The sequence below is a fragment of the Caulobacter sp. CCUG 60055 genome, assembly GCF_022750545.1.
Classification (GTDB): Bacteria; Pseudomonadota; Alphaproteobacteria; order Caulobacterales; family Caulobacteraceae; genus PUIC01.
In genome coordinates, this window is record NZ_PUIC01000010.1 from 54,272 (window position 1) to 71,025 (window position 16,754).

At 70.7% G+C, this 16,754-nt stretch carries 12 protein-coding genes; 9 read left to right on the plus strand and 3 right to left on the minus strand.

All coding sequences use genetic code 11. From position 1 onward, the window contains the following. Positions 1-10: 10 nt before the first annotated feature. Positions 11-547, plus strand: a complete 537-nt coding sequence (locus C5708_RS14680) for a GNAT family N-acetyltransferase (protein ID WP_242922293.1) — start codon at positions 11-13, stop codon at positions 545-547. Positions 548-551: 4 nt separating this feature from the next. Here C5708_RS14680 and C5708_RS14685 read toward each other — a convergent pair whose 3' ends face one another. Beyond that, positions 552-1,463: a LysR family transcriptional regulator gene (locus C5708_RS14685; RefSeq protein ID WP_242922294.1), complete on the minus strand. Its 912-nt coding sequence runs from the start codon at positions 1,461-1,463 to the stop codon at positions 552-554. 91 nt (positions 1,464-1,554) lie between these two features. Between C5708_RS14685 and C5708_RS14690 the strand changes: the two genes are divergently transcribed. After that, positions 1,555-2,550 carry an NAD-dependent epimerase/dehydratase family protein gene (locus C5708_RS14690; protein ID WP_242922295.1) on the plus strand — a complete coding sequence of 332 codons (996 nt, stop codon included), beginning with the start codon at positions 1,555-1,557 and terminating at the stop codon, positions 2,548-2,550. Here the strand turns inward: C5708_RS14690 and C5708_RS14695 are convergent. Then, a complete protein-coding gene (locus tag C5708_RS14695) occupies positions 2,547-3,350 on the minus strand; it encodes a LytTR family DNA-binding domain-containing protein (RefSeq protein WP_242922296.1) in 804 nt (267 codons plus the stop codon). The two genes, C5708_RS14690 and C5708_RS14695, sit on opposite strands and share 4 nt — an antisense overlap. Positions 3,351-3,448: 98 nt before the next feature. On the opposite strand from C5708_RS14695, the gene C5708_RS14700 reads away from it, so the two are divergent. From C5708_RS14700 to C5708_RS14725, 6 genes are all read left to right on the plus strand, one after another. Next, on the plus strand, positions 3,449-3,883 hold the full coding sequence (locus C5708_RS14700) for a DUF2141 domain-containing protein (protein WP_242922298.1): 435 nt from the start codon (positions 3,449-3,451) through the stop codon (positions 3,881-3,883). Positions 3,884-3,923: 40 nt separating this feature from the next. Next, a complete protein-coding gene (locus C5708_RS14705; RefSeq protein WP_242922300.1) occupies positions 3,924-5,384 on the plus strand; it encodes a carotenoid oxygenase family protein in 1,461 nt (486 codons plus the stop codon). A gap of 89 nt (positions 5,385-5,473) precedes the next feature. After that, a complete protein-coding gene (locus C5708_RS14710) occupies positions 5,474-6,190 on the plus strand; it encodes a TetR/AcrR family transcriptional regulator (protein WP_242922302.1) in 717 nt (238 codons plus the stop codon). A 252-nt stretch (positions 6,191-6,442) separates the two neighbouring features. Continuing rightward, positions 6,443-8,650: a TonB-dependent receptor gene (locus tag C5708_RS14715; RefSeq protein WP_242922304.1), complete on the plus strand. Its 2,208-nt coding sequence runs from the start codon at positions 6,443-6,445 to the stop codon at positions 8,648-8,650. 100 nt (positions 8,651-8,750) lie between these two features. Further along, positions 8,751-10,037 (plus strand): MFS transporter, encoded by a 1,287-nt coding sequence (locus C5708_RS14720; RefSeq protein ID WP_242922306.1) that lies wholly within the window; start codon positions 8,751-8,753, stop codon positions 10,035-10,037. A 215-nt stretch (positions 10,038-10,252) separates the two neighbouring features. Beyond that, positions 10,253-13,540, plus strand: coding sequence for a polysaccharide deacetylase family protein (locus tag C5708_RS14725; protein ID WP_242922307.1), 3,288 nt, complete (start codon positions 10,253-10,255; stop codon positions 13,538-13,540). A gap of 71 nt (positions 13,541-13,611) precedes the next feature. On the opposite strand, the gene C5708_RS14730 is transcribed toward C5708_RS14725, so the two are convergent. After that, the gene (locus C5708_RS14730; protein ID WP_242922309.1) at positions 13,612-14,442 is read right to left on the minus strand and encodes a phosphatase PAP2 family protein; all 831 of its coding nucleotides are present in this window, start codon (positions 14,440-14,442) and stop codon (positions 13,612-13,614) included. A 154-nt stretch (positions 14,443-14,596) separates the two neighbouring features. Here C5708_RS14730 and C5708_RS14735 point away from each other — a divergent pair, with 154 nt between their 5' ends. Then, positions 14,597-16,729, plus strand: a complete 2,133-nt coding sequence (locus C5708_RS14735; protein ID WP_242922311.1) for a TonB-dependent receptor — start codon at positions 14,597-14,599, stop codon at positions 16,727-16,729. Positions 16,730-16,754: the final 25 nt, after the last annotated feature.

Here is a 16,754-nt window from a genome sequence, read left to right on the forward strand (position 1 = left end):
GGAGTTCCCCATGAGTCATCCCGTCATCGAGACCGAGCGCCTGATCCTGCGGCCCTTCGCGCCGGAGGACTTCGAGGGCTGGGCGGAGATGATGGCCGACGAGGACACCGCCCGCTTCATCGGCGGCGTCCAGCCCCGCGCCGCCGCCTGGCGCGGCTTCCTGACCATGGCCGGGGCCTGGACCATCCAGGGCTTCTCCATGTTCTCGGTGGTCGAGAAGGACACCGGCCGCTGGGTCGGCCGCCTGGGGCCATGGGTCCCGGAGGGCTGGCCCGGAACCGAGGTCGGCTGGGGGCTGCACAAGGCCGCCACCGGCAAGGGCTACGCCACCGAGGGCGCGGCGGCGGCCATCGACTGGGCGTTCGACCATCTCGGCTGGACCGAGGTCATCCACTGCATCGATCCCGACAACGTCGCTTCGCAGAAGGTGGCCGAGCGCCTGGGCTCGCGACGCCTGCGTCCCGGCGCCTTGCCGGCGCCGTTCGAGAGCCTGCCCATCGACATCTGGGGCCAGAGCCGCGAGGACTGGCGCGCGCGCCGGCGCTGACCGCTCAGCGATAGGGCCCGCTGGTCCGGATGTAGACCGCCAGGGCCCTGGCCAGGTGGTCGAACATCAGGCGCATGCGCCGGCTGCCGCGCAGGTCCTCGTGCATCACCAGCCACATCGGCAGGTCGAAGCTAAGCGCCTCGGGCAGCACCGCGACCAGGCCGTCGCGACGGCCGAGGCCGTTCTGGCAGATGCCGACGCCGAACCCGGCGCGCAGGGCGGCGTACTGGGCGAGGTCGCTGTCGGCGCGGAAGGCGAACATCTCGCGGTTCAGCGACGCGCCCACGGCCTGGCCGATCGAGCGCACGATGGGGGTTTCCGCGTCGAAGCCGACCAGCGAGCACCGCTCCAGAGCGGCCAGATCCTCCGGCGCGCCGTGGGCGGCGAGGTGGCGCGGATGGGCGTGCAGGCCCAGGGTGATGTCGCCCAGGCTCTGGGCCAGCAAGGCGCCCTGGGTCGGGCGGACCATGCGCACGGCGATGTCGGCCTCGCGCCGCAGCAGGTCTTCGGTGCGGTTGGACAGCACCAGCTCGACGGCGATCCGCGGGTGGCGCTCGCGGAAATCGGCCAGGATCGGCGGCAGCACCTCGCCGCCGATCATCTCGCTGGCGGTGATGCGCACGGTTCCGCGTTCGGCCTCGCGCTCGCCCGAGGCGGCCCGGACCAGGGCGGCGGCGGCGGCGGCCATCGCCTCGGCGTGCGGCAGCAGCTCCAGCGCCGCCTCGGTCGGGCGCAGGCCGCGCGGTGAGCGGGTGAACAGCACCAGGCCGCCGAGCTGGGCCTCCAGTTCGGCGACATGGCGGCCGATGGTCGGCTGGGTCTGGCCCAGGGCGCGGGCGGCGGCCGACAGGCTGCCCTCCCGCGCCACGGCGAGGAACGATCGGCAGAGCTCCCAGGCCGGCGCGGCGTCAGTCATGCATATTTGTATATCAGGCGCAGGAATTTCTACAATTTTCTATATGCGTCGCCGGCGCGAGGATCGACATCGGCAAGCACAGGAGGCCGCCATGTCCGATCTCGAACCCAAGACCGCGCTGATCATCGGGGCCACCGGCGGGGTGGGCGGGGCCGCCGCCCGCGCCCTTCTGGCCCGCGGCTGGCGCGTCCGCGCCCTCAACCGCGATCCCAGCGCCGCCGCCGCGCGGGCGCCCGGCCTGGAACGGGCCGAGTGGGTCGCCGGCGACGCCATGAACCCGGCCGAGGTGGCCGCCGCCGCCGAGGGCGTCGAGGTCATCGTCCACGGCGCCAATCCGCCCGCCTACCGCAACTGGAAGGCCCTGGTCCTGCCGATGCTGGACAGCACCATCGCCGCGGCCCGCGCCGCCGGGGCCCGCATCGTCTTTCCAGGCACGGTCTACAATTTCGGGCCCGAGACCTTCCCGATGGTCGACGAGCGCGCGCCCCAGGCGCCGCGCACCCGCAAGGGGGCCATCCGCGTCGAGATGGAGCGCCGCCTGCGGGCGGCGGCGGAAGACGGCGTGCGGACCGTCGTCCTGCGCTGCGGCGACTTCTTCGGCCCGCACGCCGCCAACAACTGGTTCAGCCAGGGCCTGGTCTCGCCGGGGCGAGCCGTGCGTTCGGTCAGCTATCCGGGGGACTTCGAGGTCGGACACGCCTGGGCCTACCTGCCCGACGTCGGCGAGACCATGGCGCGGCTGATCGAGCTGGACGAGGTCCTGGCGCCGTTCGCGGCGTTCCACATGCGCGGCCACTGGCTGGAGCGCGGCGTCGAGATGGCCGAGGCCGTCCGCCGGGTCGCCGGACGGCCCGAGGCGCCGATCCGATCGGTTCCGTGGGCGGCCATCGGCCTCCTGGCGCCGTTCAACGAGACGTTCCGCGAGATGCTGGAGATGCGTTACCTGTGGCGCGCGCCGCTGCGGCTCGACAACGCCCGGCTGGCGGCCCTGCTCGGCGAGGAGCCGCACACGCCCCTCGACGCGGCGGTGCGGACCACGCTCGAAGCCATGGACTGCCTGTCGCCGGCGCCGGCGATGGCGGCCTAGAACCAGCCGGCCTCGCGCAGGGCCTTGGCGTAGGTTCGGCTGACCGGGACCTCCGCGCCGTCCTGAAGGATCAGGGTGGCGCGGCCGTCGCCGCGCCGGGCGTCGGCCACGGCCGAGCGGGCCACCCACCAGGAGCGGTGGGTCTGGGCGCCCTCGACCCCCTCCAGCTCGGTGACGGCGTCGGCCAGCCGCATGAGGATCAGGTCCTGCCCCTTGCTGGTGTGCAGGCGCAGATAGTGGTCCTCGGCCTCGACGGCGAACACCGCCGCGCCGCGCAGCTTGGCCGGCAGGCGGTCGAGGAAGCGGGGCGGGGCGGCGCCTTCCGGGGCGGCGTGGGTCTCGCGCGGGCGGCGCTCGGTGGCGTAGTTCAGCGCCGTCATGGCGCTGGTGATCAGGAAGGTCGGCGCGGCCAGCCACAAGAGCCGCGGCAGGCTCGGCCGCGAGCCCTCGAACACGAAGGTGGTCATCGCCCAGACGATCACGGTGACGGGGACGGTCAGGCCGGCGGCGATGGCCAGGCCGCGCAGGAAGGGATGCTCCTCCATCCAGCCGCCGCGCTCGACCAGGGTGGAGGCGACCTCGCCGCAGGCGGCGCCGATCAGCATCAGGCTGAACCAGTAGGCCGCCCGCACGGGCAGGGGCATGCTGTAGCTGCCGAGGGCGCCGACCGCCGTCATGAACGCGGCGGCGACCAACGCGATCAGCAGGCCGCGGCCGCGGCGGGCCAGGAAGGCCGCCGCTGGCGAAGCGCGAACGGCGGCGGGTCCCGCCTTGCGCAGTTGGTCTGTCCGTTCACGCATGTTGGACTGCACGCCGACCTGATCCCCTCTAAGCCTTTCGTCGTCGCCCCGGCGGGCGGATCGCCACGCCGGGCCCCTCGAACACGGAAGGCCGCTCCATGCGCCCGATCAAGACATTCGCCGTCGTCCTGTCAATCGCCGCGCTGGCCGCGACCGCCGCCGCCGCCCAGGAAGCCAGCCTGACGGTCGCCTTCGCCGGGGTGAAGGCGCACAAGGGCAAGATGATGGGCGTGCTGTTCGACAGCCAGGCCGCCTATGACGGTAAGGGCGAGGCGGTGCGCGCCTTCGCCGTCGCCGCCGACGGCGCGACGATCGAGGAACGCCTGCCCGGGCTCAAGCCGGGCCGCTACGCCATCAGGGTCTTCCACGACCTCGACGGCGACGGGAAGATGGGCCTCAACCCCTTCGGCATCCCCACCGAGCCGTTCGCCTTCTCCAACGACGCCAAGGGCATGATGGGGCCGGCGTCCTGGGACGCGGCCGCCTTCGAGGTCAAGGCCGGCGACAACGTCCAGACCATCCACATCGACTGACCGCAGACATCGACCGCAACGCCGCCGGAGACCCGACGCCATGGACCGCCGTTCCTTCCTCAACCTGGGCGCCGCCGCCGGCGCCGGCCTGGCCGCCGCGGCCTGGTTCGATCCCGACCGCGTCTACGCCCAGGCGACCGCGCCCTGGACCCTGGGCCTGGCCGACGTCGAGGACGATGTCGCCCCGCACAAGCTGCGCCGCCTGCACGGGCGCCTGCCCGCCGGCCTGGAGGGCGCGCTCTATCGCAACGGCCCCGCCAAGTTCCGCCGCCCCGGCCGCTCGGTCGGCCACTGGTTCGACGGCGACGGCATGGTCCGCGCCTGGACGCTGGCCGGCGGCGAGGCGACCCTGGCCGCCCGGTTCGTCGACACGCCCAAGCGCCGCATCGAGACGTCGGCCAAGGCCTGCGTCATGCCCGGCTTCGGCACCAAGGCCGCCCCCGGCTCCCAGCTGGAGGGGCCTGACGACTCCAACGCCGCCAACACCAGCGTCATCCGCGTCGGCGACGCGCTGTGGGCGTTGTGGGAGGGCGGCTCGCCCGCCGCGCTCGATCCGGTCAGCCTGGAGACCAAGGGCTTCGCCGTGCTGCGCCAGGACCTCAAGTCCATGCCCTTCTCGGCCCACCCCCGCCGCGAGGCGTCGGGCCGGCTGTGGAACTTCGGATGGTGGCGCGACCAGGTCGTCGTGTGGCGGCTGTCGCCGCAGGGCGCGCTGGAGGACGCCCGTATCGTCAAGCTGCCCCGGGCCAGCTACATCCACGACTTCACCGCCACCGACCGCCACCTGATCTTCGTGCTGCAGCCCTGGGTGCAGGAGCGCATGGCCATGCCGTTCAACAGCGGCTTCGCCTGGCGTCCGGAGCAGGGGACCCAGGTGGTGGTGATCGACAAGGCCGACCTCGACAAGCGCCGGGTGTTCGAGCTGCCGCCCTTCTTCTTCTTCCATCTCGGCGACGCCTGGGCCGAGGCCGACGGGACCATCCGTTTCGACGCCTGCATCGACCCCGACCCCAGCTTCGCCGTCACCGGCGCCGCCAAGCTGCTGTCGGGCGAGGCCTCCGGCGGTCCGGCCCCGCGCCTGGCCCTCGTCACGCTCGGCGCCGACGGCAAGGCCCGGCTGGAGCAGACCTCGGACGCCGCGGAGTTCCCGCGCAACGATCCGCGCTACGCCGGGCTCGCCGGCAACATGACCGTCCACACCGTGATCGAACCCGGCCGGCCGCTGTCGCGCGGGATCGCCACGCGCGACTGGCGCGGCGGCAAGGCCCAGGCCTTCGATTTCGGCCTGGACCATCTGGTCGAGGAGTTCGTGTTCGCGCCGCGGCCGGGCGGATCGGCGGCGTTCGACGGCTGGCTGGTCGGAACCACCCTCAACCTCAAGGCCAAGGCCAGCGAACTGCACGTCTTCGACGCCCGCCGCGTCGCCGACGGGCCGGTCTGCTCCCTGCGCGCCGAGGCGGCGCTGCCGGTCAGCTTCCACGGAAACTTCGTGCGCGGATGAGCCCGGCGGCAGGGCGCGCGCGATTCGGCGGTTGAGCCGCGCGCCCGACCGGGGATATGTGCGCAAAGGCGCAAATCTCCGGCGGCGACATGACCGACAACAAGACCCAGCCCCGCAGGCCGGCCCCGGCGCGGGGCCGCCCGCCGAAGTCGGCCAAGGGGCCGGACCTGCGCCAGAAGATTCTCGACGCCGCCGAGGGCCTGTTCGCCCGTCACAGCTTCTATGGCGTCACCACCCGCCAGGTGGCGTTCGAGGCCGGCGTCGACGTGGCGCTGATCCATTACTACTTCGGGGCCAAGAGCGGCCTGTTCGACGCGGTTTTCCTGCGTCGCGCCGAGATCCTCAACAAGGTGCGGCTGGATTCGCTCGACGCCTATGAGAAGACCCACGCCGGGGCCGTCACCGTCGAGGGCGCCATCCAGGCCTTCATCAACCCGCTGCTCGACATCTCGCTGACCGGCGGGGCGGGCTGGAAGAGCTATTTCGCCCTGGTCGCCCAGGTGAACAACACGCCGGCCTGGGGCGGCGAGACCATGACCCGGTTCTTCGACCCCGTGGTGCAGCGCCTGATCGCCGTGCTGCGCAAGGCCCTGCCGCACGCCCGCGACGAGGACCTGTTCTGGGGCTACCAGTTCCTCACCGGCTCGATGATGCTGGCGGTGTCCGAGACCGGCCGGATCGACCTGCTGTCCAAGGGGCTGTGCCACGCCAGCGACATCGCCGCCGTCAAGGAGCGGCTGTCGGCCTATTGCGCCGCCGGCCTGCTGACGGTGGTCGAGCGGCATACGCCCAGCCTGCCGGCCTGACGCCGCAACAATTGATCGTGCGCTGATGAATTAACGGCGCCGTATCGCCGAAAAGCCCTTTCTGCGGGTGTGGCGCCATTTCATCATTTGATGAAAATCTGTGGAGAAGCGCACGGAGGCTCTTCCGTTGCGACGCTGACACATGGATTGTCGCAATGTGTCCGGGGCCATGCGCCAAGGACGGCAAGTCGAAATAAAAGTCGGGCCGCGCACCGCCAATGGGGGAGGAAGCGGGGCCGTGGGAGGAAATCGATGAGCATGCTTTGGAAGTCCGCCTTGCTGGCGGGCGCGGCCTGGTTCGTGGTCGCCGACGTCGCCGCCGCCCAGGCTCCCGTCGCCGCCGGCGACTCGACCAAGGTCGAGGAGGTCGTGGTCACCGCCCGCCGCCGCGAGGAAAGCCTCAAGGACGTGCCGGTGGCGGTCAGCGCCTTCAGCGCCGAGAAGCTGAGCCGGGCCGGGGCCTCCGACATCACCGACCTTCAGCGCTCGACGCCGAACCTGACGCTGCAGACCGCCCGCGGCTCGAACTCGACGCTGATCTCGTTCATCCGCGGCATCGGCCAGCAGGACCCGCTGTGGGGCTTCGAGCCCGGCGTCGGCCTCTATCTCGACGACGTCTATGTCGCCCGCCCGCAGGGCGCCGTGCTCGACATCTTCGACGTCAGCCGCATCGAGGTGCTGCGCGGGCCGCAGGGCACGCTCTACGGCCGCAACACCATCGGCGGCGCGGTCAAGTACGTCACCAACCGCCTGGGCGACGAGGCCGGCCTCAAGCTGCGCGGCACGCTCGGCTCGTATAACGAGCGCGACCTGATCGTCTCGGGCAAGGCGCCCCTGGGCGGCGGCCTGTCGGTCGGCGGCGCGATCGCCATCTACAACCACGACGGCTACGGCAAGAACCTGACCACCGGCGCCGACCAGTACAACAAGGACGTCAAGGCCGGCCGCCTGAGCGTCGAGTACGCGCCCAGCGAGGACCTGTTCTTCCGGGCCGCCTACGACAAGGTGCAGGACGACTCCAACCCCCGCCACGGCCACCGCGAACTGCCGGCCCTGGTCGGCGGCTATCAGGTGCTGGGCGACGTCTACGACACCCAGGCCGGCCTCGGCGACGCCAACAAGGTGACCACCGAGGGCCTGTCGCTGCTGGCGCAGTGGAAGGTCAACGACACGGTGACGCTGAAGTCGATCACCGCCAACCGCAAGGGCCACACCACCACCAACATCGACTTCGACGGCACGCCGCTGCCGACGCTGGACGTGCCGGCGGTCTATCGCGACGAGACCTTCACCCAGGAGCTGCAGCTGCTCTACACCGCCGACCGGGTGCAGGGCGTGGCCGGCCTCTATTACCTGAACGGCTTCGCCGCCGGGGCCTTCGACACCATCGCCGGCAATCTCGGCCTGGCCATCGCCGACGCCGGCAAGGTCAGCACGGTCAGCTACGCCGCCTTCGCCGACTTCAGCTTCGACGTCACCGACCGGCTGAAGGTTTCGGTCGGCGGCCGCTTCACCCAGGACAAGAAGCGCGGCGGCACCTACCGGGCCTACTATCTGGGCGCGGTCAAGACGCCGATCCTCGGCGGCCCGGCGCGGCCGGTGTTCTCGCTGCGCACCAACTATTCCCAGGCGCGCAAGACCTTCGAGGAGTTCACCCCGCGCCTCAGCGTCTCCTACGTGCTGACCCCGGACCTGACCGCCTACGCCTCCTACAGCCGCGGCTTCAAGTCGGGCGGCTGGGACATGCGCGGCGACGCGGTGCTGACGCCCCAGACCATCGACGGCTATCGTCCTGAAAAGGTCGACGCCTACGAGCTGGGCCTGAAGGGCACGGCGCTGGACCGCCGCCTGTCGTTCGCCGCCGACGTGTTCTATTCGAAATACAAGGACCAGCAGGTCACCACCCAGGTCGCCGTGCCGTCCGGCATCGCCAGCTCGGTCGACAACGCCGGCTCGTCGACCCTCTACGGCGCCGAGTTCGAAGGGCAGGCGGCGCTGGGCGCCGGCTTCAGCGCCAACCTCGCCCTCGGCTACATCCACGCCGAGTACGACGAGTTCAACCGCTACGACCCGGTCAGCAAGACCATCATCAACGTCGCCGACCAGTACGTCTTCCAGAACACGCCGAAATGGACCGGCAGCCTGGGCGTGACCTGGCGGCATGAGCTGTTCGGCGGCGACGTCTCGGTGACGCCGACGGTGTCGTACCGCGGCTCGTACACCCAGTTCGAGCAGCCGTTGCCGACCCTGGACCAGAAGGCCTTCACCCTGCTGGACCTGACCGCGATCTGGACCTCGCCGGACCAGCGCTACAAGTTCTCGCTCACCGGCAAGAACCTGACCGACGAACGCTATCGCATCGGCGGCTACAACTTCCCGGGCGCGACCTACAACAACTCGGTCATCGGCTTCTACGGCCCGCCGCGCACCATCCTGGGCACGGTCGAGGTCAAGTTCTAAGGAACCGCGATGCCGGTCGGCGTCCGCCGCGCGCGGGCGTCGGCCGGTCTTGCGTGCGGCCCTCGCCGGCCGACGAGGAAGGACCGATGGGGGAAGATCGATGAGCGACGGCTCGCAGAGCGACGTCGGAACGCCGGAGCCGTCCGCCGCCTATCGCGTGACGGTGCTGGCGCTGCTGATCGTGGTCTACACGTTCAATTTCATCGACCGGCAGATCATCGGCATCCTGGCCCCGCCGATCAAGGCCGAGCTCGGCCTGACCGACACCCAGCTCGCCTACATGGGCGGGCTGGCCTTCGCCCTGTTCTACACCGCGCTCGGCGTGCCGATCTCGTGGCTGGCCGACCGCTGGAGCCGCACCTGGGTGATGACCCTGGCCCTGGCGGTGTGGAGCGGCTTCACCGCCCTGTGCGGGGCGGCGACCGGGTTCTGGCAGCTGTTCCTGGCCCGCATGGGCGTCGGGGTGGGCGAGGCGGGCGGCGTGGCCCCGGCCTATTCGCTGATCGCCGACTATTTCCCGCCCCGGCAGAGGGCGCGGGCGCTGGCGGCCTATTCGTTCGGCATCCCGGTGGGCAGCGCCCTGGGCCTGCTGCTCGGCGGGGTCATCGCCTCACGGTTGGACTGGCGGGCGGCCTTCGTCATCGTCGGCCTGGCCGGCCTCGTCCTGGCCCCGGTGCTGCGCATCGTAGTCCGCGATCCCAAGCGCGGCCGTTACGACCCGCCTTCGGCGACGACGACGGCCCCGCCCCTGGGCGAGGCCCTGCGCGTGCTGGCGGCCAAGCCCAGCTTCTGGCTGCTGTCGTTCGGGGCGGCCTCGTGCTCGATCCTCGGCTATGGCCTGATCTTCTGGCTGCCGTCGTTCTTCAAGCGCTCCTTCCACCTGTCCCTGGTCGAGACCTCGCAGGTGATGGGGTCGATCACCCTGGTCGGCGGCGTCGTCGGGGTATGGGCGGGCGGCTGGCTGGGCGACCGGCTGGCCCGGCGCGGCAAGGGCGGCTACGCCCTGGTGCCGGCCCTGGCCTTCCTGGTCGCGGCCCCGTGCTACGCGGCGGGCGTGACGTCGTCGTCGCTGCCGCTGACCATCGCCCTGTTCCTGCTGCCCCAGGCGCTGGGCCTGATGTGGCTGGGCCCGGTGATCACCGCCGTGCAGCATATCGTCGCGGCGCCGATGCGCTCGACGGCCTCGGCCGCCTTCCTGTTCATCAACAATCTCATCGGCATCGGCGGCGGCACGCTGCTGTTCGGCGCCCTGTCGGACTTCCTGAAGCCGAGGTTCGGCGACGAGGCGCTGCGCTATTCGATCCTGGCGGGCCTGGCCTTCTATCTGGTCAGCGCCGGCTTCTTCCTGCTGGCGTCGCGGCGGCTGGGCAAGGACTGGGTCGGCTGAGCGATGAGGGGACAGGCCGTCGGCGCCGTCCTCTGAGGGCCGATACGTCGCATCGATCCACGCGGCCTCTTCCCCCGAGGCCGCGGTTTCGACATTTTACGCGCCCATTCGGATCGATTTTTGCCTGACAAGGGAATCCCGCGCGTATGACCGGCTTCGTCTTCCATGATCCTTCCGGGCGAAGGGCGAAGCGTGCCGGGCTCTATGGCGGCCTGGTGCTCGCCTTCATAACCGTGCTGGTGGCGGGCTTCGCCGCCACCCTGGCCCTGGCGCCCAGGCTGCCGAACCTCAGCCTCAAGGACCCGCGCGTCCTCCAGGCGCTCCACCGCGAGAACGCCAAACACCTGAAGGGCAAGCCGGCCTGGACCCAGGTGCCGCGTCCGCCCCCGCACACGGCGGCGGCGGCCAAGCCGCTGACCGTCGGCTTCTATGTCAGCTGGGACGAGCATTCGCGCGAATCCCTGCAGCAGCATCTCAACGAACTCGACGTGGTGGCCCCGCAGTGGCTGGCCCTGAAGGGATCTACCGGCGAGGTGTCGATCATCGAGGACCCGCGCGCCAACGCCCTGATCACCAGCGCGGCCAAGCCGCCGGCGGTGCTGCCGCTGATCCACAACTCGGCCAACGCCGTCTGGAACGGGCCCGAGGCCGACAAGCTGCTGGCCGACCCCAAGGCGCGGCAGGCGCTGATCGACAACCTGGTCAACCTGGCCAAGACCCGCGGCTACGCTGGCTACATGTTCGACCTGGAAGAGCTGTCGCCGGCCTCGCTGCGCGTCTATCCGGCCTTCCTGGCCCAGGCCCGGGCCGCGCTGAAGCCGCTGGGCCGCGAGGTCTGGGTCACGGCCATGTTCGACCGCGAGGGCTGGCCGCTGGAGAAGATGCAGGCCGTCACCGACACCCTGGTGCTGATGGCCTATGACGAGCACTACGGCACCGGCGATCCGGGGCCGGTGGCCGGGCAGGACTGGTACCAGAAGTACCTGGCCCAGAGCTTCAAGACCCTCGACCCGTCGCGCACGGTGCTGGCGCTGGGCGCCTACGGCTACGACTGGACCGCCACCAAGGGCAAGGCCACGGGGGCCGCCCAGGCGACCACCTTCCACGAGGCGATGGTCAACGCCCTGGATTCGGGGTCGGACGTCAGCTTCGACGAGGCCTCGCTGAACCCGTTCTACGCCTACAAGGACGACGCCGGCCGCGACCACGAGGTCTGGTTCCTCGACGCGTCCTCGGCCTTCAACCAGGTCAAGGTCTCCGATCCCTGGCACCCGCGCGGCTACGGCCTGTGGCGGATGGGCTCGGAGGACCCCGGCATCTGGAGCGTGCTCGGCAAGCCCTACGGCCAGGCCAAGGCCGACGGCCTGGCGGTGATCGCGCCCAACGAGGCGGTGGACTTCGACGGCACCGGCGAGGTGCTGAAGGTCACGGCGACGCCGTCGCAGGGCCGCCGCTCGAACGTCTTCGACCCGCAGACCGGCCTGATCGCCAAGTCGCACTACGACGTGCTGCCGTCGTCCTACGTGGTCCAGCGCTACGGCGCCCATCCGGGCCTGGTGGCCCTGACCTTCGACGACGGCCCGGACGGGCGCTGGACGCCGAAGATCCTCGACATCCTCAAGCAGAAGAACGCCCCGGCCACCTTCTTCATCCTGGGCCAGAACATGCAGCGCCGGCCCGACCTGGTGCTGCGCGAGATCCGCGAGGGTCACGACATCGGCAGCCACACCTGGACCCACCCGAACATCGCCCAGGTGTCGGCGGCCCAGGCCACGGTCGAGCTCAACGCCACCCAGCGCCTGTTCGAAGTGATCACTGGCAAGTCGCTGCGCCTGTTCCGGCCGCCGTTCTTCGGCGACGCCGAGCCGTCGACCGCGCGCGAGGTCGCCCCGATCCTGCTGGCCCAGAACCTCGGCTACCTGACCGTCGGTCTGCGGGTCGACACCGACGACTGGCAGAAGCCGTCGCCCGACCGGATCGTCGCCCGCGCCCTGCAGCGCCTGTCCGACAAGAACCCCGAGACCGGCGGCCAGGTGATGCTGCTGCACGACGCCGGCGGCGACCGTTCGCGCACCGTCGCGGCCCTGCCGGCCCTGATCGACCAGCTGCGCGCCAACGGCTACCGGCTGGTCACCGTCTCCGACCTCGCCGGCATGACCATGGAGCAGGCCCTGCCGCCGACCTCGCGCAATTCGGTGGAGCTGCTGCTCGACCGCATGGGTTTCGGCTTCTTCCGGGGCGTGCAGCTGGCGCTGCAGGTGCTGTTCGTCTCGGCCATCGTCCTGGGCCTGGCCCGGCTGGCCTTCCTGGCCGTGCTGGCCATGGTCCACCGCGTCCGCGCCGCCTTCAGGAAGCCGCCGCGCGTCTCGCCCGAGACCGGGCCGATGGTCACGGTGCTGATCCCCTGCTTCAACGAGGAGAAGGTGATCGCCAGCTCGGTCGCCCGCATCCTGGAGTCCGACTGGACAAAGCTTGAGGTCATCATCCTCGACGACGGCTCGACCGACGGCACCGCCGCCGAGGTCGACAAGCACTTCGCCGGCGACCCGCGCGTGCGGCTGATGTCGTTCGAGAACGGCGGCAAGGCCCACGCCCTCAATCGCGGCCTCGTCCACGCCCAGGGCGAGATCATCGTCGCCCTCGACGCCGACACCCAGTTCCCGGCCAAGACCATCCGCCGCCTGACCCGCTGGTTCGAGGACCCGACCATCGGGGCCGTGGCCGGCAACGCCCTGGTCGGCAACCGCATCAACCTCGTCACCCGCTGGCAGGCGCTGGAATACGTCACCGCCCAGAACCTGGAGCGGCGGGCGCTCGCCGCCCTGGGCGCGGTGACCGTGGTGCCCGGCGCGGTCGGCGCCTGGCGCAAGACGGCGCTGGAGCAGCTCGGCGGCTATCCGGCCGACACCCTGGCCGAGGACCAGGACCTCACCCTGGCCGTGCAGCAGGCCGGCTGGCGGGTGGAGTTCGACCCGGCCGCCCGCGCCTACACCGAGGCGCCCGACACCGTCGACGGCCTGCTCAAGCAGCGTTTCCGCTGGTCGTTCGGCACGCTGCAATGCCTGTGGAAGCACCGCAAGGCGCTGTTCAGCCTCAAGTATCCGGTGCTGGGCTTCGTCGCCCTGCCGCAGATCTGGCTGTTCCAGATCATCCTGGCCACCGCCGCGCCGCTGGTCGATCTGGCCGTAGTGTGGAGCCTGATCATCAACCTGATCCAGCACTACTTCCACCCGGTCGAGGCCTCGGCCGACGACCTGATGCAGTCGCTGCTCTACTGGGCCGCCTTCGTGCTGGTCGACCTGTCGGCCGGGGCGCTGGGCATGGCGCTGGAGCGGCGCGCGCCGTGGAAGGACCTGTTCTGGCTGCCGATCCAGCGGTTCGGCTATCGCCAGCTGATGTACTACGTCGTGGTCAAGGCGGTGGTCACCGCCGTGCGCGGCCCGCGCGTCGGCTGGGGCAAGCTGGAGCGCCGGGCCACCGTGGCTGTCGATAAGGCGGCCTAGGCTCCCGCCGCGTCTTGCGGCCCCCCGGACGGCCCTGGCGGTCGATCCGGGCCGATCCGGGGCCGGCGGCGTCAGGCGCCCTGTTCGCCGCAGCCCTGCGGCGCCGGTCCCCTGGCGCGGGCGGCGGCCAGCTCCTTGCGGGCGGCGGCCAGGTCGGCCTGGAACGCAGGCTCGGCGTGCAGGCGCGCCATCATCGCCGCCGCCAGATCGCGGCCGGCCTCGACGTCGCTCTGGAAATGCACGCCGCAGACCATCCGGCTGTCGCCGAAATCCCGCCCGCGCTTCAGCGCCGCGTCGGCCCGATCGGGGGCGATCTCGGCCAGCACCAGCGCCCAGGACCAGCCGATCATCGAGTGGCCTGACGGATAGGAGCCGTTGGTCTCCAGCCACTTCTCCCGCGCGGTGCAGATCGGCTTGTCGTTGCCGATCAGCGGGCGGGGCCTCTTGTAGCGATCCTTGACCGGGGCCGAGATCTCGACGCTGTCGCGGAACATCTTGGCCCAGATGCGCGTCAGGGTCGGCGTGGTCGCGGGGCCGACCGTCGCGCCCACGGCGCAGGACGTCGCCTTGAACACCTCCGGGCCCGACAGGTCGGCGTCGCGGGCGGCCTGGCGCCAGCGCGGGCCGCCCTCCAGCGCCCGGGTGGCGTCGAAGACGGCGCGGTCGGCCACGGCGACGGGCGAGCCCGCCGCCGGCGGCGGCGGCAGGAGCGACAGGCTGTCGATCGCCGCCTGGCCGCTGAGATAGCCCTTGTCGGCGATGCTGATCTTGTCCGAGGGCGGGGCCACCGCCGTGGCGCCGGCCCGCGCCGGGCGGCCCGCGTCGCCGTTCATGGCGCAGGCGGCGGTCGCGAGGCCGGCCAGGACGGCGAGCCCGGTGAAGGCTGCGCGGCGGACGGTCATGGGCGGCTCCTGGAAAACGGTCGGGGAGCGGGCAGATAGGCGTCGCCCGTGACGGCTGACAACCATTTTTGCGTCAGGCTCTTGACCACTTGTAATGTTATTTCATAACACATGCCAACCGCGCACCTCCCATGCGCGATCTGGGGAAGTCACGATGCGTCATCGCCGCCTATTGTTCGCCGCCGCCAGCTTCTGCGTCCTGGCGGGCGCGGCCCAGGCCGAGGAGGCCGCCGCTCCGTCCGGCAAGGGTTCGTCCAAGGCTCCGGCCCAGGTGGACGAACTGGTGGTCACCGCCGAGAAGCTCGACGCAGCCCGCACAGGCATCCAGACCCAGCTGGGCGCCTCGACCTACACCATCACCCGCCAGTCGATCCAAGCCCAGCCGGGCGCCGACAACACCGGCCTCAACTCGGTGATCCTCCAGGCGCCGGGCGTCACCCAGGACAGCTTCGGCCAGCTGCACGTGCGCGGCGACCACAACGGCCTGCAGTACCGCCTGAACGGGGTGATCCTGCCCGAGGGCCTGTCGGTGTTCGGCCAGACCCTCAGCCCCAAGCTGGCCGACAGCGTCCAGCTGATCACCGGCGCCCTGCCGGCCGAATATGGGCTGCGCACCGCCGGCGTCGTCGACATCAAGACCCGCAGCGGGGTCCAGAGCGGCGGCTCGTTCGGCCTCTACGGCGGCTCGCACAACACCCTGCAGGCCAGCGCCGACGCCTCCGGCGGCACTGGCCGGCTGAACTGGTTCGTCAACGGCAGCATGCTGACCAACGACCTGGGCATAGAATCGCCGGACGGCAGCCGCACGCCCCTGCACGACCGCACCAAGCAGGGCCAGGTCTTCGGCTATCTCGACTACATCCTCGACGACACCAGCCGGGTGTCGATGCTGTTCGGCTCCGTGCGCCAGCAGTACCAGATCCCCAACCGCCGGGGCCTGCAGCCGACGCTCGGCCTGACCGTGCTGGGCCAGACGGCCTTCCCGAGCGAGGAGCTGAACTCGAACCAGCGGCAGATCTCGCACTACGGGGCGGTCAGCTACCTGAAGAGCGTCGACAAGTTCGACTTCCAGGTCTCGCTGTTCGGCCGCTATTCCAGCCTCTACTACAATCCCGACAAGACCGGCGAGCTGCTCTACAACGGCATCGCCCAGACCGCCTACAAGCGCGACATCGCCGGCGGACTGCAGGCCGAGGGCGTCTATCGCCTCAATGACGACCACACCCTGCGCGGCGGCGTCATCGTCCAGGGCGACCGCGCCACCAGCGACACCACCGCGCTGGTCCTGCCGGTCGACGGCGGCGGGGCCCAGACCACCGATACGCCGGTCGGCATCGTCGACAACAGCCGCAAGACCGCCTGGACCTACAGCGTATACGTCCAGGACGAGTGGCAGATCGTCCCCAGCCTGACCCTGAACTACGGCGTGCGCTTCGATCAGGTCGACGCCTACACCGACGAGAACCAGGTCAGCCCCCGCGCCAACCTGGTGTGGAAGCCGTGGTCGACGACCACCTTCCACGCCGGCTACGCCCGCTACTTCACGCCCGCCCCGTTCGAGCTGGTGGCCAGCGAGACGGTGGCCAAGTTCGCCGGCACCACGGCGGCGGCCCAGGGGACCCAGAACGATCCGCCCAAGGCCGAGCGCGCCGACTATTACGACGTCGGCGTCGAGCACAAGCTGACCCCGGCCCTGACCGTCGGCCTCGACACCTACTACAAGAAGTCCAAGAATCTGCTCGACGAGGGGCAGTTCGGCGCGCCGATCATCCTGACCCCGTTCAACTACCGCGACGGGATCCAGTACGGCATCGAGCTCAGCTCGTCATACGTCGCCGGGCCGCTGTCGGCCTACGCCAACGTCGCCTATTCGTCGGCGCGGGGCCGCAACATCGTCTCGAGCCAATTCAACTTCGACCCGGGCGACCTGGCCTATATCAGCACCCACTACATCCACCTCGACCACGAACAGAAGTACTCGGCCTCGGCCGGCGTCTCCTACCGGCTGGGCCAAACGCGCCTGAGCGCCGACGCCATCTACGGCTCGGGCCTGCGCAAGAACGGCTCGGTGCCCAACGGCGGCAGCCTTGGCCCGTACACCGTGGTCAATCTGGGCGTCAGCCATGACTTCCAGATGCCGACCCTGGGCGGCATCTCGGCCCGGCTCGACGTCCTCAACCTGTTCGACAAGGTCTACGAGATCCGCGACGGGACCGGGGTGGGCGTCGGCGCCCCCCAGTTCGGCCAGCGCCGCGGCGTGTTCGTCGGTCTGACCAAGACGTTCTGAAACGAGTTCCCCCTCCGATCCGAAC